General features: G+C 66.3%; 17 protein-coding genes and 1 riboswitch. Of the genes, 6 read left to right on the forward strand and 11 right to left on the reverse strand.

Translation table 11 applies throughout. The annotated features are described in order from the left end of the window. Window positions 1–100 precede the first annotated feature (100 nt). The 7 genes from odhB to MKP08_RS09090 form a co-directional block, all read right to left on the reverse strand. The gene (gene odhB, locus MKP08_RS09060; protein ID WP_241553537.1) at window positions 101–1,375 is read right to left on the reverse strand and encodes a 2-oxoglutarate dehydrogenase complex dihydrolipoyllysine-residue succinyltransferase; all 1,275 of its coding nucleotides are present in this window, start codon (window positions 1,373–1,375) and stop codon (window positions 101–103) included. A gap of 3 nt (window positions 1,376–1,378) precedes the next feature. After that, window positions 1,379–4,240 carry a 2-oxoglutarate dehydrogenase E1 component gene (locus tag MKP08_RS09065; RefSeq protein WP_241553538.1) on the reverse strand — a complete coding sequence of 954 codons (2,862 nt, stop codon included), beginning with the start codon at window positions 4,238–4,240 and terminating at the stop codon, window positions 1,379–1,381. A gap of 99 nt (window positions 4,241–4,339) precedes the next feature. Then, complete coding sequence (gene sucD / locus MKP08_RS09070) at window positions 4,340–5,230, reverse strand: succinate--CoA ligase subunit alpha (protein WP_241553539.1); 891 nt, start codon at window positions 5,228–5,230, stop codon at window positions 4,340–4,342. Between the two features lie 7 nt (window positions 5,231–5,237). Then, window positions 5,238–5,807, reverse strand: a complete 570-nt coding sequence (locus tag MKP08_RS09075) for a hypothetical protein (RefSeq protein ID WP_241553540.1) — start codon at window positions 5,805–5,807, stop codon at window positions 5,238–5,240. A 99-nt stretch (window positions 5,808–5,906) separates the two neighbouring features. Further along, complete coding sequence (mdh, locus tag MKP08_RS09080; RefSeq protein WP_241553541.1) at window positions 5,907–6,872, reverse strand: malate dehydrogenase; 966 nt, start codon at window positions 6,870–6,872, stop codon at window positions 5,907–5,909. Between the two features lie 253 nt (window positions 6,873–7,125). Next, window positions 7,126–9,126, reverse strand: a complete 2,001-nt coding sequence (locus MKP08_RS09085; protein WP_241553542.1) for a bifunctional diguanylate cyclase/phosphodiesterase — start codon at window positions 9,124–9,126, stop codon at window positions 7,126–7,128. A gap of 78 nt (window positions 9,127–9,204) precedes the next feature. Further along, complete coding sequence (locus MKP08_RS09090; RefSeq protein ID WP_241553543.1) at window positions 9,205–9,540, reverse strand: hypothetical protein; 336 nt, start codon at window positions 9,538–9,540, stop codon at window positions 9,205–9,207. Window positions 9,541–9,768: 228 nt separating this feature from the next. Continuing rightward, a riboswitch (cobalamin riboswitch) is annotated at window positions 9,769–9,969 on the forward strand. 90 nt (window positions 9,970–10,059) lie between these two features. On the opposite strand from MKP08_RS09090, the gene MKP08_RS09095 reads away from it, so the two are divergent. Genes MKP08_RS09095 through MKP08_RS09110 form a run of 4 tightly spaced genes read left to right on the forward strand, consistent with a single transcriptional unit; the run spans window position 10,060 to window position 14,586 of the window. Beyond that, window positions 10,060–11,964 carry a TonB-dependent siderophore receptor gene (locus tag MKP08_RS09095; RefSeq protein WP_241553544.1) on the forward strand — a complete coding sequence of 635 codons (1,905 nt, stop codon included), beginning with the start codon at window positions 10,060–10,062 and terminating at the stop codon, window positions 11,962–11,964. Further along, entirely contained in the window at window positions 11,961–12,911 is a 951-nt protein-coding gene (locus tag MKP08_RS09100; protein WP_241553545.1) for an ABC transporter substrate-binding protein, read from the forward strand. Before MKP08_RS09095 ends, MKP08_RS09100 begins: the two co-directional genes overlap by 4 nt. Beyond that, entirely contained in the window at window positions 12,908–13,861 is a 954-nt protein-coding gene (locus MKP08_RS09105; RefSeq protein WP_241553546.1) for an iron ABC transporter permease, read from the forward strand. The genes MKP08_RS09100 and MKP08_RS09105 overlap by 4 nt, the downstream gene beginning before the upstream one ends. Continuing rightward, complete coding sequence (locus tag MKP08_RS09110) at window positions 13,858–14,586, forward strand: ABC transporter ATP-binding protein (RefSeq protein WP_241553547.1); 729 nt, start codon at window positions 13,858–13,860, stop codon at window positions 14,584–14,586. Before MKP08_RS09105 ends, MKP08_RS09110 begins: the two co-directional genes overlap by 4 nt. 68 nt (window positions 14,587–14,654) lie before the next feature. Here MKP08_RS09110 and MKP08_RS09115 read toward each other — a convergent pair whose 3' ends face one another. The 3 genes from MKP08_RS09115 to MKP08_RS09125 form a co-directional block, all read right to left on the reverse strand. Next, entirely contained in the window at window positions 14,655–16,940 is a 2,286-nt protein-coding gene (locus tag MKP08_RS09115; RefSeq protein ID WP_241553548.1) for a M3 family metallopeptidase, read from the reverse strand. Between the two features lie 177 nt (window positions 16,941–17,117). Beyond that, entirely contained in the window at window positions 17,118–17,777 is a 660-nt protein-coding gene (locus MKP08_RS09120; protein ID WP_241553549.1) for a hypothetical protein, read from the reverse strand. Next, window positions 17,749–18,384, reverse strand: coding sequence for a lysozyme (locus MKP08_RS09125; RefSeq protein ID WP_241553550.1), 636 nt, complete (start codon window positions 18,382–18,384; stop codon window positions 17,749–17,751). Before MKP08_RS09125 ends, MKP08_RS09120 begins: the two co-directional genes overlap by 29 nt. Window positions 18,385–18,867: 483 nt before the next feature. Between MKP08_RS09125 and MKP08_RS09130 the strand changes: the two genes are divergently transcribed. Both MKP08_RS09130 and MKP08_RS09135 read left to right on the forward strand, forming a co-directional pair. Next, window positions 18,868–21,099 (forward strand): DUF305 domain-containing protein, encoded by a 2,232-nt coding sequence (locus MKP08_RS09130; RefSeq protein ID WP_241553551.1) that lies wholly within the window; start codon window positions 18,868–18,870, stop codon window positions 21,097–21,099. Window positions 21,100–21,189: 90 nt separating this feature from the next. Next, window positions 21,190–21,615: an NUDIX hydrolase gene (locus tag MKP08_RS09135; protein ID WP_241553552.1), complete on the forward strand. Its 426-nt coding sequence runs from the start codon at window positions 21,190–21,192 to the stop codon at window positions 21,613–21,615. A 63-nt stretch (window positions 21,616–21,678) separates the two neighbouring features. Here MKP08_RS09135 and MKP08_RS09140 read toward each other — a convergent pair whose 3' ends face one another. Further along, a complete protein-coding gene (locus MKP08_RS09140) occupies window positions 21,679–22,296 on the reverse strand; it encodes a flavin reductase family protein (RefSeq protein ID WP_241553553.1) in 618 nt (205 codons plus the stop codon). Window positions 22,297–22,352: the final 56 nt, after the last annotated feature.

Here is a 22,352-nt window from a genome sequence, read left to right on the forward strand (position 1 = left end):
GCTCATCCTGAGCTTGTCGAAGGATCTTAGTTTTCACCGCGGCACCCCAAGGAAGGGCGGGGCGTCGACAAGCTCGGCCCGAGCGGTGTGGGTTCAACTCTTACAGGTCGATCAGCATCCGGGTCGGATCCTCGATCGCCTCCTTGATGATCTTCAGCGCGGTCACGGCTTCACGCCCGTCGATCAGGCGGTGGTCGTAGCTCAAAGCGATATACATCATCGGACGGATTTCGACCTTGCCGTCGATCGCGACCGGGCGGTCCTCGATCCGGTGGAGGCCCAGAACCGCGCTCTGCGGGGGATTGATGATCGGGGTGCTCATCAGCGATCCGAACACGCCGCCATTGGAGATGGTGAAGGTGCCGCCCTTCATGTCTTCCATCGTCAGCGTGCCTTCGCGCGCGCGGCTGCCGAAATCGGCGATGTCCTTCTCGATCCGTGCGAAGCCCTTCTTGTCCGCGTCGCGGATTACCGGGACCACCAGACCGTTGGGAGCGCTGACCGCGACCGAGATGTCGACGAAGTCGTGGTACACGATCTCGTCGCCTTCGATATAGGCGTTGGCCGAGGGCACGTCCTTCAGCGCGAGGCACGCCGCCTTCGCGAAGAACCCCATGAAGCCCAGCTTGATGTCGTGCTTCTTCGCGAACAGGTCCTTGTACTTCTCGCGCGCTTCCATGACCGCGGTCATGTCGCAATCATTGAAGGTGGTGAGCAGCGCGGCGTTTTCCTGCGCGCCCTTCAGCCGCTTGGCGATGGTCTGGCGCATCCTGGTCATCTTGACCCGCTCTTCCTTGCGCTCGCCCGACGCGGACGGGGTGGGGGAGGGGGCAGGCGTGCTCTGACTCGGCGAGGGCGTATCGCCTTTCGCCTTGGCGGCAGCGATCACATCTTCCTTGGTCAGGCGACCGTCCTTCCCCGTACCCTTGATGGTCGAGGGATCGACCCCGTGTTCCAGCACCGCGCGGCGGACCGACGGGGACAGGGCTTGCGTGTCGTCGCTTGCCGGGGATTCACCAGAGGGAGCCTGCTGACCCGCATTCTCGGGCTTGGCCGCGTCGTCCGACTTGCCTTCCTTGGGAGCGGGGGAGGGCGATGGCGCCGGCGCGCTGTCACCACCGCCGCTTTTCGCCTCCGCGCCTTCGTCGACCGTCGCGATCACCGCGCCGACTTCGACCGTGTCGCCTTCGTTCGCCACATGCTCCGCGAGCACCCCCGCGACCGGGGACGGTACCTCGACCGAGACCTTGTCGGTTTCCAGGCTGGCGATGGGTTCGTCCACCTCCACTGCATCGCCCGGCTGCTTCAGCCATTCGGCGATCGTGCCCTCGGTGACCGATTCACCGAGCTGGGGGACCTTGATTTCGGTTGCCATGCGTCAGCCCTTCGCCTTCTTCTTGTCGTCTTCGATACGGCATTCGCGTGCCGCCACGCCGCCATCCGCCAGGCCGAGAGCGACCTGGACCAGCGATTCCTGTTGTACCTTGTGCCGGTTGGCGAGGCCCGTCGCCGGGCTCGCCGCTACTTCGCGGCCGGCATAGCAGGGGCGCATCCCTTCGCGGCCCGCCTTTGCCAGCGCCTGTTCGATCAGCCCGTCGACGAAGAACCACGCGCCGTTGTTCTTCGGCTCTTCCTGGCACCAGACCACGGTTTCGAGGTTCTTCATCCGCTCCAGCCGCACCGCCAGCGGATCGCCGGGGAAGGGATAGAGCTGCTCGATGCGCACGATGGAAACGTCGTCCAGCCCTTCGGCGTCGCGCTTCTCCATCAGGTCGTAAGCGACCTTCCCGCTGCACAGGACCAGGCGCCGCACCTTGTCGTCGGGCACGTCCACCGGGTCCGACAGGATACGCTTGAACTGGCTGTCGCCGGTGAACTCTGCCGCCGCGCTCTTCGCCATGGGATGGCGCAGCAGGCTCTTAGGCGTCATGATCACCAGCGGTTTGCGGAAACTGCGCAGCATCTGGCGACGCAGGACGTGGAAATAGTTCGCCGGGCTGGTGATGTTGCACACCTGGATGTTGTCGTTCGCGCACATCTGCAGGAAGCGTTCCAGCCGGGCGGAGGAGTGCTCCGGCCCCTGGCCCTCGTATCCGTGCGGCAGCAGCAGGACGAGCCCGTTGGCGCGCAGCCACTTGACCTCGCCGCTCACGATGAACTGGTCGATCATGATCTGCGCGCCATTGGCGAAGTCGCCGAACTGCGCCTCCCACAGCACCAGCGTCTTGGGATCGGCCAGTGCGAAGCCGTATTCGAAGCCGAGCACGCCGTATTCGGACAGCGGGCTGTCATAGACCTCGAACTTGCCGTGGGGCAGGGTGGCGAGCGGGATATGCTTGTGCTCGTCCTTCTGGTCGACCCAGACGGCGTGCCGCTGGCTGAAGGTGCCGCGCCCCGAATCCTGTCCCGACAGGCGCACCCCGAACCCTTCGGTGACGAGGCTGCCGAAGGCTAGTGCCTCCGCGGTCGCCCAGTCGAGCCCCTCGCCCTTCGCGAACATCTCGCGCTTGGCATCGAGCACCCGGTTGAGCGTCTTGTGGATGTTGAGTCCCTCGGGCACCTCGGTCAGCGTGCGGCCAAGGCTGTCGAACAGCTTCTTCGGAATAGCGCTTTCGACGTTGCGGCGCGCGGTCTCCGCGTCGGCGGGCTTGTTCAGGCCCGACCAGCGACCGCTGAACCAGTCGGCGGCGTTGGGCATGTAGCTTTCGGCGGCGTCGAATTCCTCAGCCAGATGCGCCGTGAAATCCTTCTCGTAGGTGCCGACGAATTCGCCGTCGATCACCTTCTCGTCCTTCAGCCGGTCCGAATAAAGCACGCTCACCTTCGGATGCTTCCGGATGCGGTCGTACATCAGCGGCTGGGTGAAGCTCGGCTCGTCGCCTTCGTTATGGCCGAAGCGGCGATAGCACCACATGTCGATCACGATGTCGCGGCCGAAGCGCTGGCGGTACTCAATCGCCAGCTTGCAGGCGAAGGTCACCGCTTCGGGATCGTCGCCGTTCACATGCAGGATCGGGGCCTGCACACCCTTGGCAACATCGCTGGGGTAAGGGGACGATCTGGCGAATTGCGGGCTGGTCGTGAAACCGATCTGGTTATTGATCACGAAGTGAATGCAGCCGCCCGTGTTGTAACCGCGCACGCCGGAGAAGCCGAGGCATTCCCACACGATGCCCTGCCCCGCGAAGGCCGCGTCGCCGTGGATCAGCACGGGCAAGACCTGCTCGTGCTTCTTCAGGTCGTCGCGGATCGCCTGTTGCGCACGGGTCTTGCCCAGCACCACCGGGTCGACCGCCTCGAGATGGCTCGGATTGGGGACCAGCGACATATGGACCTGGATCCCATCGAATTCGCGATCGGTGCTGGTACCGAGGTGATACTTCACGTCGCCCGATCCGCCGACATCGTCAGGGTTGGCGCTGCCGCCCTGGAATTCGTGGAAGATCACTTTGTACGGCTTCGCCATCACGTTCGAAAGCACGTTCAGCCGGCCGCGATGCGCCATGCCGTAGATGATCTCGCGCACGCCCATCTGGCCGCCATACTTGATCACCGCTTCCAGCGCGGGAATCATCGATTCACCGCCGTCGAGGCCGAACCGCTTGGTCCCCACATATTTCTTGCCGAGGAAGTTCTCGAACTGCTCGCCGCGGATCACGGCAGCCAGGATCGCGCGCTTCCCCTCGTCGGTGAACTGGATCGTCTCGTCGGGGCTCTCGAACCGCTCCTGCAGGAACCGCCGTTCCTCCACGTCGGAGATGTGCATGTATTCGAGGCCGACCTTGCCGCAGTAATCGGCACGGAGCTTGTCGACGATTTCCTGCGGGGTCGCCCATTCGAGGCCCAGCGTGCCACCGACATAGACCTCGCGCTTCAGCGCGTCGCCGGTGAAACCGTGCCAGTCCAGCTTCAGGTCCTGGGGAATCTCACGGTGGCTGAGTTCGAGCGGGTCGAGATTGGCGGAGAGATGCCCACGCACGCGATAGGTGCGGATCAGCAGCATCGCCCGGATCGAATCCGCCGCCGCCTGCTCGATCGATGCGGCATCGGTGGGCTTGCCCGCCTTCTTCGCCGCTTCCTTCACCGCGATCTTCATCGCGGTGGGATCGAGCGCTTGCGTCAGCTCGCTTTCGGACTCCACCCCGGTCAGCGGCCAGCGCGGGTTGCCCCAGCTCGGCCCCTGCTGCGGCCCGTCCTGGTCGCCCAGCTCGGGGAGGAAATCGTGTGCTTCGTTACCCATGCCGGGTCACCTTTTGCATAGCGCGTTTGTCGGCGGTGTATTAAGCCAATGCCCGAACGCCGCGGTCGGTCCCTGAACCCACCGCGGCGTGGGGAAGTGTCAGGCCGTTTCCTTCAGCATCGCGTCGAGCGTGGTGCCGAGTTCGCTGGGGCTGGGCGAGACGCGAATGCCCGCATCTTCCATCGCCGCGATCTTGTCGTCGGCGCCGCCCTGGCCGCCCGAGACGATCGCGCCGGCATGGCCCATGCGGCGGCCCGGAGGGGCGGTGCGCCCCGCGATGAAGCCGACCATGGGCTTCGACCGGCCCTTGGTGCGCTGTTCCTTGATGAAGGCCGCGGCCTCTTCTTCCGCGCTGCCGCCGATCTCGCCGATCATGATGATCGACTTGGTTTCCTCGTCGTCAAGGAACAGGTCGAGCACGTCGATGAAGTTGGTCCCGTTGACCGGATCGCCGCCGATGCCGACCGCAGTCGACTGGCCCAGGCCGACCTGCGTCGTCTGGTGTACCGCCTCGTAGGTAAGGGTGCCCGAACGCGACACGACGCCGACCGAACCCTTCTGGAAGATGGAGCCGGGCATGATGCCGATCTTGCACTCTTCGGGCGTCAGCACGCCGGGGCAGTTCGGACCGATCAGGCGCGACTTGGAGCCTTCCAGCGCCGCCTTGGCGCGCACCATGTCCAGCACCGGGATGCCTTCGGTGATGCAAACGATCAGCTCGATCTCGGCATCGATCGCCTCGCAGATCGCGTCCGCGGCGAAGGGCGGCGGCACGTAGATGCAGCTGGCGGTCGCGCCGGTGGCGTCCTTCGCTTCCTTCACCGTGTCGAAATTGGGCAGGCCGATATGCGTGCTGCCACCTTTGCCCGGCGTCACGCCTGCCACCATCTGCGTCCCGTAATCGAGCGCCTGCTGGGTGTGGAAGGTGCCGGTATCGCCGGTCATCCCCTGCGTGATGACCTTGGTGGAATTGTCGACGAGGATGGACATAGGTGGGTTATTCTCCGGGTTGGACCACGACGGCGAGGGCGACGAGGCCCTGTTCGTCGTCGTCTTCGAAAGTGAGGACGATCATGTTCGCGCCCTGTCGATAGATGGTCTGATCAGCGCTCGCGCCGTCTTCGTCCGCTTCCTCGCCCGCCGTTTCGCCGGCTCCGAAGGCGTCGGTGAAGGCCGCCTTCACGGCTTCCTTGCCCGCATCCCCTGCGGACAGGACGCCCATCGAAACGCATACCGGCGCTTCGTCCTGCGACTGCGGCACGATCACCAGCGGATCGCCGTCGCCACGTTGCAGGAAGGTGACGGGAATCGGCAGCGCGGCACCATCGCCGTCAGTCAGCGCGAGTTCGCTCCAGCCGGTGCCGATGAAGCGCGCGATATCCACCGCGCTGCCGTCGCTGGCCGCGGCGCAGGTCGTCGCCGCGTCGCGCAGGCTGGCCGCCTCGACATCGGGCAGGCTGTCGGTCGGATCGGCCGAAACGTCCTGCGCCAGCGCGGCGGAGGGGAGGGCGATGGCGGCGCAAGCCAGCGCCAGACCGCGGATTGAATGCGTAATTCCGTAAGCCATCACTTCACTCCTCGACAAAGGGGCTGCCCCCAACACGAACCGGGGAACGATACCGGCACCGTCCATGAACGGCGCCGGAACCGCTTCCTCGTCCGGCGCTCAGTTCTTCAGGCTGCTATCGATACCCTTGCACGCATCGAGGAGTTCCTCGACGGCGTCGGTCGATACCTTGAGGTTCGACTTCTCCTCGTCGGAGAGCTCGATTTCGACCACATCCTCGATCCCGTCCGCGCCGATGATGGCAGGGACACCGACATACAGGCCGTCGACGCCATACTTGCCCTCGACATAGGCGGCGCACGGGATGACGCGCTTCTGATCGCCGAGATAGGCTTCCGCCATGCTGATCGCGCTGGTGGCGGGGGCGTAGAACGCGCTACCGGTCTTGAGCAGGCCGACGATCTCGCCGCCGCCCTTGCGGGTACGGTCGACGATCTCGTCGATGCGGCCCTGGTCCACGCCCTTGATCTTTGCGAAATCCTTCACCGGGATGCCGTTGATCGTGGTGTAGCTGGTGACCGGGACCATGGTGTCGCCGTGGCCGCCGAGCACGAAGGCGTTCACATCCTTCACCGACACGTCGAATTCCCACGCGAGGAAGGTCGCGAAGCGCGCGCTGTCGAGCACGCCCGCCATGCCGACGACCTTGTTGTGCGGCAGGCCGGAGAATTCGCGCAGCGCCCAGACCATCGCGTCGAGCGGGTTGGTGATGCAGATCACGAACGCGTTGGGGCAATTGTTCTTGATGCCTTCGCCGACCGCCTTCATCACTTTCAGGTTGATGCCGAGCAGGTCGTCGCGGCTCATGCCCGGCTTGCGCGGGGAGCCGGCGGTGACGATCACGACGTCCGCGCCCGCGATGTCGGCATAGTCGTTGGTCCCGGTAATCTTGGCGTCGAAGCCCTCGACGGGTCCGCACTGGCTCAGGTCCAGCGCCTTGCCCTGGGGCAGCCCCTCGGCGATATCGAACAGGACGATATCGCCCATTTCCTTCTTCGCGGCGAGGTGGGCGAGCGTGCCGCCGATCATGCCGGAGCCGATGAGCGCGATCTTCTTGCGAGCCATAATCCTTGGACTGTCCTTCCTGCGCGCGGGACCGGATCGGTATGACCGGAGGCCGACCCCGTCGTCCCGCGAGCGGGGGGCCCGGATGATCGGGGCCGAGTTAGGCGTCGCGGGAGGGGAATGCAACCGGGAATAGTAGCGATCTCAGGCGGATGAATGACATTGGTTCGCAATTGCAATAAGCGCTGTAGCTGGAGCGCTCTCTCGCACCGTGGTCAGGGTTCGGCAACGCCGCGCCGTTGCCGTGAGCCAGCTACCCCAACCGCCGTTCGGTCGGATTCTCCGTAACCTCCGTCGGTTCGTCCGCAGGGCCGAAATCGTCGCGCTCGCGCGCCAGCAGCATCGACGCCAGATAGTCCGGCACCGCGCGGCTGAAATAATACCCCTGGCCGAGCGTGCACCCGGCCCGGGCGGTCGCGCGCGCCTGATCCAGCGTTTCGATCCCTTCCGCGACGATTTCGAGATTCAACTGCGCGCCCATTTCGGCCACCGCGCGGATGATCGCCTCCGCCTTGCGCCCGGCCTGCGGGCCAGAAACGAAGCTGCGGTCGACCTTGATCTTCGAGAACGGATATTTGTTGATGTAACCGAGCGAGGAGTAGCCGGTGCCGAAATCGTCCATCGCGAAGCGTACGCCAAGCGCGGAAAGTTCGTGGATGAAGCCATCTGTCCCCGCGCTATCTTCCACGAACAGGCTCTCGGTCACTTCCAGTTCGAGCCGTTCGGGGGCCAGCCCCGCATCGCGCAGCGCCGCCTGGATGCCCAGCGCCGCACCGGGTGCCTTGATCTGCAAGGGCGAGAGGTTGACGGCGACGCGGACGTCGTCGGGCCAATGCGCGGCGGTTTTCGCGGCTTCGCGCGTGATCCAGTTGCCAAGCGTGACGATCAGCCCGGTTTCCTCCGCCACCGGAATGAATTCGCCGGGGCTCAGTTCGCCCTTTTGCGGATGGAACCACCGCACCAGCGCCTCGAAACAGCGGATGCGACCGGTGGCGAGATCGACCACCGGCTGGAAGAACACCGACAGCTCGTCGCGCTGGATTGCGCCGCGCAGTTCCTCTTCCAGTTCACGCTTGCGGGCGAGGTCGCGGGTCATGGCGGCATCGAAGAAGCGGGCGCGGTCCCGCCCTTCGATCTTCGCGTGGTACAGCGCCAGATCCGCCGCCTTCATGAGCGCCTCCGGCTCGCCCGCATCCTCTGGCAGCAGGGCGACCCCGATCGAGGTGTTGATCTCCAGCCGGTCGCCGTCGAAGCGCATGGGGGCGAGGAACTGCTCCAGGAGCTGGTTGGCGAGATATTCCGCCGCGCCCCGATCGTCGACCTCGCAAAACAGCACGAATTCGTCGCCGCCGAAACGGGCGAGCGTCGCCGTGGCGGGCATTGCGCTGCGCAGCCGGTTTGCGACCTCTTCCAAGACCCGGTCGCCGATCTGGTGCCCGAGCAGGTCGTTCACTTCCTTGAACCGGTCGAGGTCGAGCCAGAACAGCGCCAATTGCCGGTCGGCCGGCACGCGCATCAGCGACTTGACCAGCGACTGGTTCAGGCCGGCGCGATTGGCGAGGCCGGTAACGACGTCCGTCAGCGCCAGCGATTCCATCTTGCGCGCCAACCGTTCGCTGGTCTGCGCCGCCGCGACCGAATCGCGCAGCGTGTTGAACACCGTCATCGTGATCGAACCCATCGCCGGGCCGACCATGATCATGGTCAGGGCCAGAACCACCAGCGCATGCGAACCGTCGAGCAGGCAGGCGATAATGACGGGCACGAAGGTAAGGCCCAGCTGGCCCAGCGCGATGTACGGACGGCCCGCATTGCGCGCGCAGATGCCGATGCCGTAGCACAGGGCATTGGCGACCATCAGCGTCATCACCGCGTCGCCCGGGCGATAATGAACGGTCAGGGCGGCGGCCATGCCGTAGAACAAGGCGTAGGAAAACGCCCCGATCTCGTAGATCCGTTCCAGATGGCGCGTGGTGTTGCGCACATCGTCGGGCGAAAGGAAATATGCGACCGCGACCCGCGCGGCGGCGATCGTAGCGAATACGACTGCAATGGCGTTGAACAGCGGACGATCGATGAGCCAAGCGGCGATCCCGACCGCCATCAGACCATTCAGCGCGCCGATCGCCAGGCTGATGGGCTGGCTGTAAAGCGACACGACAAGCAAATGGCGCGCCTGGTTCGACAGCTCGTCGTCCCGGCGACGCGCCTGTCTTCTACGACGCTTCCGCACACGCTCGAAAAGTCTCGACATTCTTTGCGGGATAGTCCCGGGCATCTCTCTATTTGGTTAATGTCGCTATTACTGGCATCGCCAGCGGTTGATGGGGGCCTATGCGGGTGTCATTTCGCGGGAGGAGCGAAAGCGGTCCGCGAGTTCTTCCGCCAGTCGGCGGTCCAGGGTCTTGCAGATGCCACGCCACCATTCGTAGCGCTCCCGATCGCCGGCGAAGAAGGCGGTCTCGGCTTCCTCGGCGGCTCGGCTCGCGGCGTGGAGCCCGTGCTGGGAAAAGTGACGCAGCGCGGCGTTCACCATCTTCGGGTCGGTGGCGAGGTTCTGCGAGCGATTGCCATTATCGTTCGCCGCCCGTGCGCTCGCGCGCCTGGAAAGAGCGCGCACGACTGGAGAAGGCGCCACGCTGCGCGCCGCCGCATAGTAGAACTTCATGGTGTACAACCCACCCCGACAGTGATCCCCGGCGACCGTAACCGCCCCTGAGCCACCTATAGTGCGTGCAGGCTAAGGCTTTGCTGCCGCGAAAGGTTTCATGTGCGTTAACATTTGCCCGTCCCGCCTCCGGCCTGACCGCGTCCGTAAACCGTCATGGCCAAATGCGCGTCAACACGCGCGCAAAGGCTTGCCGCGCGCAGGACCGGGCCCTAAGGGGCGCGCGACGTCACGGGTTGTCCGGCGGGCGAGGGATCGACCGGCGGGCCTAAGAGGGAAGAGGGTGGAATACCCTCGCTGCCCCCGCAACTGTGACCGGGGAGCGCGCCTTCCAACACGCCACTGTCCCGAGCAAGTCGAAGGGTGGGAAGGCGGACGGCGCGCGACGATCCGGGAGCCAGGAGACCTGCCTGTGCGTGTCGTTCGGCCGGCGGGCGGGGTGTACCGGTGGCAAGCGGAGCGGGCATTTTCGCGCCTGCATTCCGTCATGGGCGACATTTCGCACATGATGGAGAAGTTATGCGTAAATACCTGATACTCGGCGTTTCCCTGGCGGCGATCGCGTCGCCCGCGCTGGCCCAGCCGCCCGCACAGCCCCACGAAAACACCGATCCCTACGCGCTCGAGGAGACGGAGATCACCGTCACCGCGACCGGCACCCGGATCGAGGTGGAGGACACCGGCCAGCCGGTAACCGTGATCGGCCGGTCCGAGATCGAGAGTATCCAGGGGGCCGACGTCACCCGCGTGCTGGAACGCGCACCCGGCGTCACCTTCACCCGCAACGGCCCGCCCGGGGCGACCACCGGCGTCAACGTGCGCGGCGCGGAAACCGCGCAGCTGCTGGTGCTGGTTGATGGGGTGCGGCTGAACGATCCCTCCAGCCCCGGCGGCGGGTTCGATTTCGGCAATCTGCTGTCCGGCACGCTGGCGAAGCTCGATCTGACGCGCGGCTCCAACTCCACCATCTGGGGGTCGGACGCGATCGGCGGCGTGCTGGAGGCGACGACGCGCAGCACGACCGGGATCGACGCGAGCGCGGAATACGGCGCGCGCGACACCGTCTATACGACCGCCACGGCGGGCATCGGCGGCGATACCGGCTATCTCGGCATCGGTGGCGATTATTATCGCACCGACGGTTTCTCCGCCGCCGCCGTCGGCACGGAGCCCGACGGGTTCGAGCATTATTCGATCAACGGGCGGGCGCGATACTACCTCGACCCCGCCAGCGAGATCTTCGCCACGGCGCGCTACGCCCGTGGCGACCTCGATATCGACGGGTATCCCGCGCCGACCTATACCTTCGGCGATACTCCGGAGACCCAGCGCACCAAGCAGCTCTCCGGCGCGGTCGGCGCGCTGCGCGATACCGGCACGCTGTACCTGAAGGCCTATTACTCCTTCGCCGATACGGACCGCGATTCCTACGCTTCCGATACGAGCGACACGCCCGCCTACAGCTACAAGGGCCGGTCGGACCGCATCGACGCGCGCGGCGAATACCGGCTGATCGGGCCGCTGCTGGTGGATTTCGGCGGCAGCTACGAATGGACCTCGTTCGAAAGCACCTATGACGCGCGGCAGAGCACCGGTATCGGTGGCATCTACGCGCAGGCGGGGATCGAGTACGGCGCGCTGTCCGCCCATGCGGGTGTCCGCCACGACGAGCACCAGGATTTCGGCGGCGCGACCAGCTTCGGCGCGGATGTCAGCTATGCCATCGTGCCGGGACTGCGCCTGCGCGCCAGCGTGGGCGAGGGCTTCAAGGCACCCACGCTCTACCAATTGCTGTCCGATTACGGGAACGAGACGCTGGTGCCGGAAAACAGCACCAGTTTCGATCTCGGCCTTGCCTGGGGCGACCGCTCGAAGGACGGCTACGCCGCTGTCACGCTGTTCCGCCGCGACACCGACGACCAGATCGATTTCGTGAACTGCACCGGCCAGACCACCGGCATCTGCACGAACCGGCCCTTCGGGACCTACGACAATGTGGGCAAGACCCGCGCGCAGGGCGTCGAGGTGGAGCTGGGCAGGGATCTGGGGGCGAACCTGTCCACCCGGCTCGCCTATGCCTTCACCGATACCGAGAACCGGACGCCGGGCGATGCGCGCGAGGGCAACGATCTCGCCCGCCGTCCGCGCCACGCGCTGACCGCCTCGCTCGACTGGCGCTCTCCGCTCGCCGGGCTGGTGCTGGGCGGCGACGTGCGGCTGGTGAGCGACAGCTTCGACGACAATTTTAATGCCACCCGGCTCGACGGTTACGCACTGACCACGCTGCGCGCCAGCCTGCCCGTGGGTGAGCGGTTCGAGCTGTATGGCCGGGTCGAGAACCTGTTCGACGTCGATTACACGAGCGTCGTCGGCTACGGCACGCCGGGCCGATCCGCCTATGTCGGGGCGCGGCTGAAGCTGTGAACCCGCGCGGCTGGACCGCCGCTTTCGCGGCGGCGGCGCTGGCGGGTTGCACCGCCGCGCCGCCGGTGCGCCAGACCGGTGCGGCGCACCCGACCATTGTCAGCCTCAACCCGTGCACCGATGCGATCTTGGGCGAGATCGCCCCGCCGGGCCAGGTCCTGGCCCTGTCGCACTACAGCCGCGATCCGGCGGCGAGTTCGATGTCGGTCGCGCGGGCGCAGCGTTACGGCACCACCGGCGGCACGGTGGAGGAGATCGCCGCGCTCGCGCCCGACATGGTCGTGGCGAGCGACTTCATCGCGCCCGCCACGCGCGCCGCGCTGACCGACATGGGAATCCGCGTGGAAACCTTCGGCATCGCATCCACAGTCACGAACAGTCGGGCGCAGGTTACGCGGCTGGCGGAGCTGGCCGATCGACAGCGGGAAGGCGCGGCTTTGAATGCGCGGATCGCGGCGGCGGTGGCGCCCGTTGCCGATGCGCCGGTTTCGACCGTGTTGTGGCAGCCGGGCGGCATCGTTCCGGGCGACAACACGCTGGCGACCGAATTGATGGCCCGGGCGGGGCTGGCCAGCCTGTCCGTCCAGCGCGGGCTGCGGCAGGCCGATTATCTCTCGCTGGAGCGGCTGACGGTCGACCCGCCGCGCCTGCTGCTAGTGGCGGGGAACGAGCGCGGCCAGCGCCACCCGGCGCTGCGCGGGATTCCCGGCATGGAGGTCGCGCGCTTCGATCCCTCGCTGCTTTATTGCGGCGGCCCGACGATCATCCGCGCGATGAAGCGGTTGCGAGAGATACGCGCTCAACTTTCCACCCTACCGCCTGCGGGAGGGGCGGGGGGTGAGCCTCCAACGCTATCGGCCAGAGCGGAAGCCCACCCCGCAGCGACTAACTTCGCCGTTGGCGCAGCAAGTCTCGCTGCCCCTCCCGTGGACGGGAGGGGTGGATGAGTCGCCTCTCCGCCATTCTCCTCGCGCTGCTGGCGCTCGCCTTCGGGCTTTCGCTGCTGGCGGGGCGCGTCTGGCTCGACCCGGCGAGCACGCCCAACGCCGCGATCATTCTGGCCGAACTGCGCCTGCCGCGCGGGGTGCTGGCGATCGTGGTCGGCGCGGGGCTGGGCGCGGCGGGCGCGGTGATGCAGGGCTATCTGCGCAACCCGCTCGCCGATCCCGGCCTGTTCGGGATTGCGCCCGGTGCGGCGCTGGGCGCGGTGGCGAGCTTCTGGTTCGGTCTGACGGCCAATGCCTGGCTGTTGCCGCTGTTCGCGCTGGCCGGGGCCGCCGGGGCGATGGCGCTGCTGGCTGCCATCGCGGGGCGGACGGGCGGGATCGCGCTGTTCACGCTCGCCGGGCTGATGATCGCGAGCCTCGCGGGCGCCCTCACCAGCCTGGTCATCAGCCTCGCGCCCAACGCCTTCGCGATGAGCGAGATCGTGACCTGGCTGATGGGCGCGCTGACCGATCGCAGCTGGCGCGCGGTGTGGATCGCCGCGCCGCTGACGCTGGCGGGGATCGCCTGCCTGTGGCGCACTGCGGCCGCGCTCGACGCGTTGACGCTGGGCGAAGGAGCGGCCCGCTCGCTCGGCATGCAACCGGGGCGCACGCTCGGCTGGCTCGTCGTCGGTGTGGGGCTCACCGTGGGCAGCGGGGTCGCGGTGGCGGGCATCATCGGCTTCGTCGGGCTGATGGTACCGCATATCGTGCGCCCCTTCACCGACCGTATGCCGAGTTCGCTGATCGGGCCGAGCGCTCTGACGGGCGCGCTGCTGGTGCTGGTCGCGGACAGCGCGGTTCGGGTACTGCCCACGGTTACGGAGCTTCGCCTCGGCATCCTGCTCAGCCTGCTGGGCGCTCCGTTCTTCCTTTGGCTGCTGATCCGCATGCGGCGGGGCCTCGCATGACGCTCGCCGCGCGCAATCTCGTCGTGCCCGGTCGGCTGGACCGCGTCTCGCTAACGCTGGAGCCGGGTGGCATCACGGCGATCTGCGGCCCCAACGGGGCGGGCAAGTCGACCCTGCTGCAATGCCTTGCCGGGCTGCTGGTGCCCGGCACCGGCGATCTCGTGCTCAACGGCAAGCCGCTCGACAGGCTGCATCCGCGTGCCCGCGCGCAGGCGATCGGTTACCTGCCGCAGCAACCGCAGGTCGCATGGGACGTCGCGGTCCGGCGGCTGGTCGCGCTCGGTCGTTTGCCCCATGGCGATCGGGGCGACGCGATCGTGGCGGAAATCATGCGGCGGCTGGACCTGACCGACTTCGCCGATCGCCCCATCTCCACGCTTTCGGGCGGAGAGCGCGCCCGCGTGCTGCTGGCGCGCGTGCTGGCGGGAACGCCGCGCTGGATCCTCGCGGACGAGCCGCTGGCGGCGCTCGACCTTGCGCATCAGCGCACGATCCTGCGCCATCTGCGCCGCGCCGCGCGCGACGGCGCGGGCGTGGTAATGGTGGTGCACGACCTCGCCCAGGCGATGAACCACGCGGACCGCGTCGTGGTGCTCGATCGGGGCAGCCTGGCGGCCGATGGGCCCCCGGAGGAAGCGCTGCATCGCGATCTGGTGGAGCAGGTATGGAGCATCCGCGCGCAGTGGATCGGCGAACAGGGCCGCCGCGCGCTGATCACGCTATAGCCGAAACGAAGGCGGGTCGGGTCCCTTATGTAGAAACTCGGCCCGCCCTTGCAGGTTACGAAATGTAACTACTTGGTTACCGGAGTTTGCGCAGAGGCGGTGGTCTGCCCCGGAAGCTGGCCGTCCGACGTGGTTCCGGTCGCATCGCCGCCTTCGTCACCCGGGATCAGGCCGTGCGCCTCCAGCAGCGGCTTTACATCCGGATTCCGGCCCGCGAACGCCTCGTACATCTTGAAATAGTCCTGCGTGCCGCCTTGGCTCAGCACCGTGTCGCGGAAATGCTGGCCGTTCTCGCGCGTCAGACCGCCGTGATCGAGGAACCATTGGCGGCTGTCTCGGTCCAGCATGGCAGTCCACAGATAGCTGTAATAGCCGGCCGAATAGCCGGTCGGGCTGGAGAAGATGTGGTTGAAATAGCTGCTGCGATAGCGCGGCGGGACCAGATCGATTTCCAGACCCAGATCGGTCAGCGACTTGCGCTCGTAGGCGTCGACTTTCTCCGGCGTGTCGATCGCCTTCGCCTGCGCGGCGGAGAGCGAGTGCCATTTCATGTCGAGCAGCGCCGCTTCCACCACCTCGCCGAAGTCGTAGCCCTGGTTGAACTTCGCCGCCGCCTCGATCTTGTCGATCATCGCGGGCGGGATGGGCGCACCGGTCTGGTAGTGCTTTGCATAGTTCTCCAGCACCTCGGGATAGGTCGCCCACATCTCGTTCACCTGGCTGGGATATTCCACGAAGTCGCGCGCGACCGCGGTGCCCGACATGCTGGGATAGGTCTGGTTGGCGAAGAAGCCGTGCAGGGCGTGGCCGAATTCGTGGAACATGGTGTTCACATTGTCGAAGCTGACCAGCTGCGGCTGCCCGTCGGGGGCCTTGGGAATATTGAGCACGTTGTAGATGACGGGCTTCGTCCCGTAGAGTTTGCTCTGCTCCACGAAATTGCTCATCCACGCGCCGCCGCGCTTGGACGGGCGCTGGAAGGGATCGAAATAGAACAGGCCCAGCTCCGACCCGTCCTTGTCGTAGACGGTGTAGGTCCACACGTCCGGATGATAGGTCGGGATGTCGGTACGCCGCTTGAAGGTCAGGCCGTAAAGCTTGTTCGCGGCGAAGAAGACGCCGTCTTCCAGCACCTTGTCCAGCTGGAAATACTGCTTCACCTGGTTCTCGTCGAGATCGAAGCGTTCCGCCTTCACCTGGTTGGCATAGCGATACCAGTCCCACGGCTGGACCTCGTAATCCCCACCATCGGCCTTGATCGCGGCGTCGAGCATCTGCGCATCGCGCCGCTGCGTCGCGGCGAGGGCCGGGACCATCTGGTTCATGAAGCCGAGCGCGGTCTTCGGGTTCTTCGCCATACGGTCCCACATCGCGTAGGTCGCCCAGTCGGGCTCGCCGAACAGCGCCGCCTTCTGTGCCCGCAGCGCGGCGATCTTCGCCAGCAGCACGCGGGTGTCGTATTCGGGATTGGTGCCGTCGGCGCGGTGGATACTGCGCATGAACAGCCGCTCGCGCACATCGCGGTTTTCCAGGCTGGGGAGCAGCGGCTGCTGGGTCGTGTTCTGCAGCGCGATGGCGAACTTGCCCGGCATCCCCTTTTCCGCCGCCAGATCGGCCGCGGCCTTGATCTCGCCATCGCTCAGCCCCGCCAGTTCCTCGCGCGTGTCGACGATCAGCGGCTGGTCGTTGGTAGCGGAGCGCACGTCCTGGCCGAATTCGGTGGTCAGTGTCGACAGCTCGGTATTGATAGCCTTCACCTGCTCGCGCTGCTGCGCGGTCAGCTTCGCCCCGGCATGGACCATGCCCTTGTAGGTTTCCTCCAGCAGCTTGGCCTGCTCGTTGTCGAGGCCCAGCGTGTCGCGCCGGTCATAGAGCGCCTGCACGCGCGCGAAGAGCGCCGGATTGAGCGAGATCGAGTCCGAATGGGCCGACAGCTTCGGACTGATATCGGTATTGATCTGGTCGAGCCGGTCGGTGGTGTTCGTGCCCGTCAGGGCGAAGAACACGGTCGCGACGCGGTTCAGCATCCGGCCCGATGTCTCCAGCGCGACGATGGTGTTGTCGAACGTCGGCGCGGCGGGATTGTTGGCGATCGCATCGACCTCCGCTTGGTGGATCGCCATGCCTTGCTCGAACGCCGGAACGTAGTCGTCTTCGGAAATCTGGCGGAAATCGGGGGCGTGGAACGGCAGCGTGCTCTCGCTCGCGAAATAGCCTGTCCCTTCCGGAATATCGGCACCCGCCATCACCTCGGCGTCGGAAGTATCGGCAACGGCCATGTCGTTCTCCATCGTGGTCGCGCAGGCCGACAGGGCGAGGGCGATACTGGTAGTGGCGAGGATACGGGCTTTCATGAAGTCTCTCTCCGGCAAACGTCGTGGGTGGTCCCCGGTTTCGCGAAGGCGGCGGGGAAGAATGTCTTGTCTAGCGAACCGTGCTTGAACCGAAGATTGATTGCGATTGCAACCGCCCTGCGCCCGCAACCCGGTGACAGCGCGCCGGTTACAGCGCCCCGGTCACAGCGCCCCCGTTCACAGCGAACGACGCGATCCGTCGCCCGCGGCGTGCCGGGCCGCCGCTGCGGCCTCGCCCAGCGCCTGGTGGTTGACGGTGACCAGACGCGGGCGTCCGCCCTTGCGGTCGACCACCAGCCACAGCGATCCCAGCTCGAAGAACGCGCCGCGATCCGGCACCACCGTGAGCTGCGACAGGTCGAGCCGCTGGAGCAGGGCCAGCATGCGATGGTCGAAGACGGTGTCGAAGGTTGCATCGATCGCCGCGGGATCGGTGATTTCGCGCCGGTCCCCGCGACCATCGATGAACAGCAGCGGCATCCCGACCTGTTTCAGCAAGGCGGCGCGGTCGCCGCTCTTCGCCGCGTCGCGAAGCGTTTCGATCGCCGCTTCGAATTCGCTGGCGGTCGTTCCCGTCGCGCAGGAAATCGCGCCTCCATCGGCCGCATCGTGCGCCCGGTCGAAAGAGGCATCGGGGTTTTTCTGTTCCTGCCAAACCACCAGCAGGCAGTCCTCCGCCGGGCGGACATCCGGCGCGCGCACTATCTGCGCCAGGGCTTTCTCGGTCGGTCGCGGGTCCGCGCCTTCGTTGCGGGAAGCGGGGCCATCGGAACACCCGGCGACGAGCAGCGCGGATGCCGCCAGCGCGCTAGCTGTTGACGAGCCTCGGGTTCGCATAATTTCCATCCAGAAAAATATTGGCGCGGCGCTCCGACCGATGGACAAGGCCCCCGGCGACCCTGCCGCCGGCGCTCGTGTAGTCGAGTTCGCGCGCGATGCCATCGTAATCTCCGGAAGCGATCGCGGCGTTGAGCATCGGGCTGTCGTCCGGCCCGGCGCCCCCTTCGCCGACATTGAAGACGAGGTCCACCAGCGCATCGAACTCGCGCTGGTAGAGGGGCAGATTGCCGACCAGTCGGGCAACGGCTTCCTCGGCGGTTTGCAAATCCTGCTTGAGGAATGCGAGCGCCTGTGCCCGGGTGATCCGGTCGCCGACCTGAAGGCCGTCGGCAGGGGTGACGAGATGGCCGACTCCCACCGTGGGATGTCCGGCGACGTCGCGGTAAACGGTCAGGCGCATTCCCTCTTCCTGCGACAGAGCCTTCAGCAGCTCCGGGCTGGCGGACTGGAACAGCGCCGGTTGGCGGTGGATGCGTGGATTGTTCGCCATGTCGAGGTCGTAGGACCAGCCATTGACCAGCTCTGACGCCGAGCGCGGCATCAGCTCTTCCGGCAAGGTGTTACCGATCAAGCCAAGCGCCATGGCCCCGGCGACCAGCGGCACCGAGGCTTCTCGCAAGGCCTGACCGCCGGAAACACGCGCTCGGAAGCCTCTGGCGCGGTTGCGCAAGCGCTCGCGCTCGCGACGACCCCGGGATTTCAGCCGCGATCGGCGGGATGGCTGTGGGTGGCTTTGCGCACCGCTCTGGGGCAAACTCGTCGAGCTTTTACGCGAATTCTTGAATCTTCGTCCGATGGGGGAGGTTATCTGGGGCCCCCTGCGCGGCAGCTGCGCCTTGGCTGAGCTGGGAAACTAACGAACTGGTTCATGGTCATCGTCTCGTCTGGCGGGCGCAAATCTCGCCCTGCGGATAGGTTTCTCGTGATATCAACGGTCCGGAAGCATGTTCGGTCCACATTTCGCCGATGCTGAGCCACGGCCCGGGGAGCGGGCGTATCGCTCGTCTCCACGGCGAATCGGGCATTTCACCTTGACGGCGGGGTACGATCGGCCATCAATGCGCGTGATCCAAGGGGGACAAATTTCATGCATTTTCGCTCGCTTTCGCTCGCCGCGCTGCTTCTGGCCGGCACCGCTCCAGTTGCCGCGCAAAACGCGCCGCCGATCGTCCAGCCGGGCGCGCCGGGGCAGCAGGGCAAGGCGCTGAGCGCGCAGGAAGCGAGCGACCTCGCCGACACGCGCTTTTCACCCGACGACGTGAAGTTCATGCAGGACATGATCGTCCACCACCAGCAGGCGGTCGACATGGTCGCGCTGGTGGACGAGCGCACCAATAACGAAACGCTGCGCGCCGCCGCCGACCGCATCCGCGCGAGCCAGGGCGACGAAATCCAGTTCATGCGCGACTGGCTGGAACAGCGTGGCCGGACGGCACCCGACCCGGCCCACATGCAGCACATGCAGCACGCCGGCATGGGCGACATGGCCGGGCATCACGCCACGATGCAGGGCATGGCGACGCCCGCGCAGATGAAGGAACTGGCCACGCTGAAGGGCGGGGCCTTCGACCGCATGTTCCTGACCCTGATGATCGCCCATCACGAGGGCGCGATCGACATGGTGGATGATCTGCTCGACCAGCCGGGCTCCGCCTACGATCCCGTGCTGTTCGAGTTCACCAACGACGTGACCAACGAACAGCAGTCCGAGATCGACCGGATGAGCACGATCCTGGCCGGGTTGTCGACCGATCCGCGCGCGCAGCTCGCCGCCGGTCTTACCGATGCGGGCGTCGCGGCACAGGGCCTGACGCTGGTCGAACACCTGCCCAAGCCGGCCGGGTTCTTCGATCCCGCCAATCCCGGCGGGTTGCAGCCGGAAATCGTCAAGGCCGACGCCGAGGCCGCCGAGGAGCCGACCAGCGAAACGTCGAGCGACGGCAAGGAAGGCACGCAGTTCGGCTCGCGCTCCTCGCTCCTCAGCTTCGCCAACACCGACATGGCGTTCCAGGGCGACATGATGGTCGCGGGCAATTACCACGGCTTCAACGTCTATCGCCTCGATCCGCAGGGGATGCCCAATCTGGTGAGCTCGGTCGTGTGTCCGGGCGGGCAGGGCGACATCTCGCTGGTCGGCGACATCCTGATCATGTCGGTCGAACAGACCCGCGGCCGCGTCGATTGCGGGCTGCAGGGGGTGCAGGGCGATGTGAGCGAGGACCGCTTCCGGGGCCTGCGCATCTTCGACATCTCCAACCCCGCCGCGCCGGTGCAGGTCGGGCAGGTGCAGACCTGCCGCGGCAGCCACACGCATTCGGTAGTCGATGCCGATCGCAACCGTATAATCGTGTATAATTCCGGCACCGCCAGCGTGCGCGACGAGGAGGAGCTGGCGGGCTGCGTCGGCGATGTGCCGGGCGATCAGAACACCGCCCTGTTCAGCATCGACGTGATCGAGATCCCGCTCGCCGATCCCGGCAAGGCGCGGATCGTGGACCGCCCGCGCGTCTTCGCGGAAGACGGCCAGATCGCCGGGCTGTGGCGCGGCGGCGACCATGGCGACGGGACGCAGCGCACCAGCCGGACCGACCAGTGCCACGACATCACCGTCTTCCCGAGCAAGAAGATCGCGGCGGGCGCGTGTTCGGGCAACGGCATCCTGCTCGACATTTCGGACCCGATGAAGCCCCGGCGGATCGCCGCGGTCAGCGACCCGGGCTTCGCCTACTGGCATTCGGCGACCTTCAACAATGACGGCACGAAGGTGATCTTCACCGACGAGTGGGGCGGCGGGGCCCGCCCGCGCTGCCGCACCTACGATCCCCGCGGCTACGGCGCCGATGCGATCTACGACATCGAGGGCGACCAGCTGGTGCGCCGCGGTACCTACAAGCTGCCCGCGCCGCAGGGCGACATGGAAAACTGCGTCGCGCACAACGGCTCCGCCGTGCCCGTGCCGGGCCGCGATATCTTCGTGCAGGCGTGGTACCAGGGCGGCATCTCGGTGATCGATTTCACCGACAGCGCCAACCCGAAGGAGATCGCCTATTTCGATCGCGGACCGATCGACGACGAGCAGCTGGTGCTGGGCGGGTTCTGGTCGGCCTACTACTACAAGGGCAAGATCTACGGCACCGAGATCGCTCGCGGGCTCGACGTGCTGGCGCTGGAGCCCACCGACGCGCTGAGCCCCGCCGAAATCGCCGCTGCTGCCGAGGCGCAGTATCCCGGAGGCGTGTTCAACCCGCAGACGCAGTACCCGGTCACCTGGCCGCAAGCAGCGCTCGACGCAGTGGAGAAGGAGCGCAGCGGCGGGTGAGAGCTGACCCCCGCCGCGAAACGAGCATGGATGGCGGGCAAGAAGTCCCCTCCCGCGTCGCCCCGGACTTGATCCGGGGCGGTGCTGCCTGTGGCTAAACGCAAATCGTTCTCAGGCGCGAAAATCGTGCTCCACACGCATCATCAACTCGTTGCGTATCTTCGTGATGAGAAGCCCGGCATACCCTTTCCCGGTCGATGGGATCTGCCGGGAGGAGGTCGTGAGGGTGAGGAGACCCCGGCCCAATGCGCGATGCGCGAGGTCGAAGAAGAGTTCGGCCTCAGAATACCGATCGAAAGGGTTGCGTGGAGCCGACGCTATGAAAGCAGCGCTCGTGGTGGACTATGCACCTATTTTCTGGCGGCTCCATTGCAACCGGAAGAGATTGGTCAGATCGCATTCGGCGATGAGGGCCAGCGTTGGCGCATGATGAGCTTCGATGAGTTCCTGAGCGAAGACAGGGCCGTGCCCGACCTGCAGTTGCGCCTCAGGGAGTGGGTCGTCGAACAAGGGTAGGGTGAGCAATTCCAGCTTCGCTCGCGGCCGCCGCCAGCTTCCGACCCGATAGCAGCCACTCCCTCACCCCGGCCGGTGCATCCTGAACAGTCCGTCCTCGCCGATCTCGAAATAGTCTGCCGGGCCGCCGCCGCGCAGGATGGGGCGGGGGCGGGCGGTCTGGTAGATGCCGTCCTCCAGCATCGCCGGGTCGATATGGATGCCGACCGCCTCGCCGATCACCAGCCAGGTGTCGGTTGCCGCGCCGTCCTTGTCTTCCAGCCGGACGAGCTGGGTCAGCTTGCATTCGAAATGAACCGGACTGCCCGCGACGCGGTCCGGCTTGACCAATCGGGAGGGCAGGGCGTCCAGCCCGGCGAGGTCGAACTCGTCCACCTCCGGCTCGACCTGCGCGGAGGTGGCGTTCATCGCCTCCGCCTGCGCGCGCGTGGCGAGGTTCCACACGAATTCGCCGGTCGCCTCGATATTGGTGACCGCGTCCTTCTTCCCCACGGAGGAGAACGCGATCAGCGGCGGGCGATAATTGATCAGGTTGAAGAAGCTGTAGGGCGACAGGTTGCGCACACCCGCGTCGCTCAGCGTCGAAACCCACCCGATCGGCCGCGGCGCGACGATGGCGTTCAACGGATCGTGCGGCAGGCGGTGGCCCTCGGCGGGCTCGTAGAAATGATAATCGGTCATGCGCGCTCCCTATGCCGAGAGCGGGCACCGCATCAAGGCTCGTCGCCGCTGTTGTT

This window comes from Erythrobacter sp. LQ02-29 (genome assembly GCF_022576075.2).
GTDB lineage: Bacteria > Pseudomonadota > Alphaproteobacteria > Sphingomonadales > Sphingomonadaceae > Alteriqipengyuania.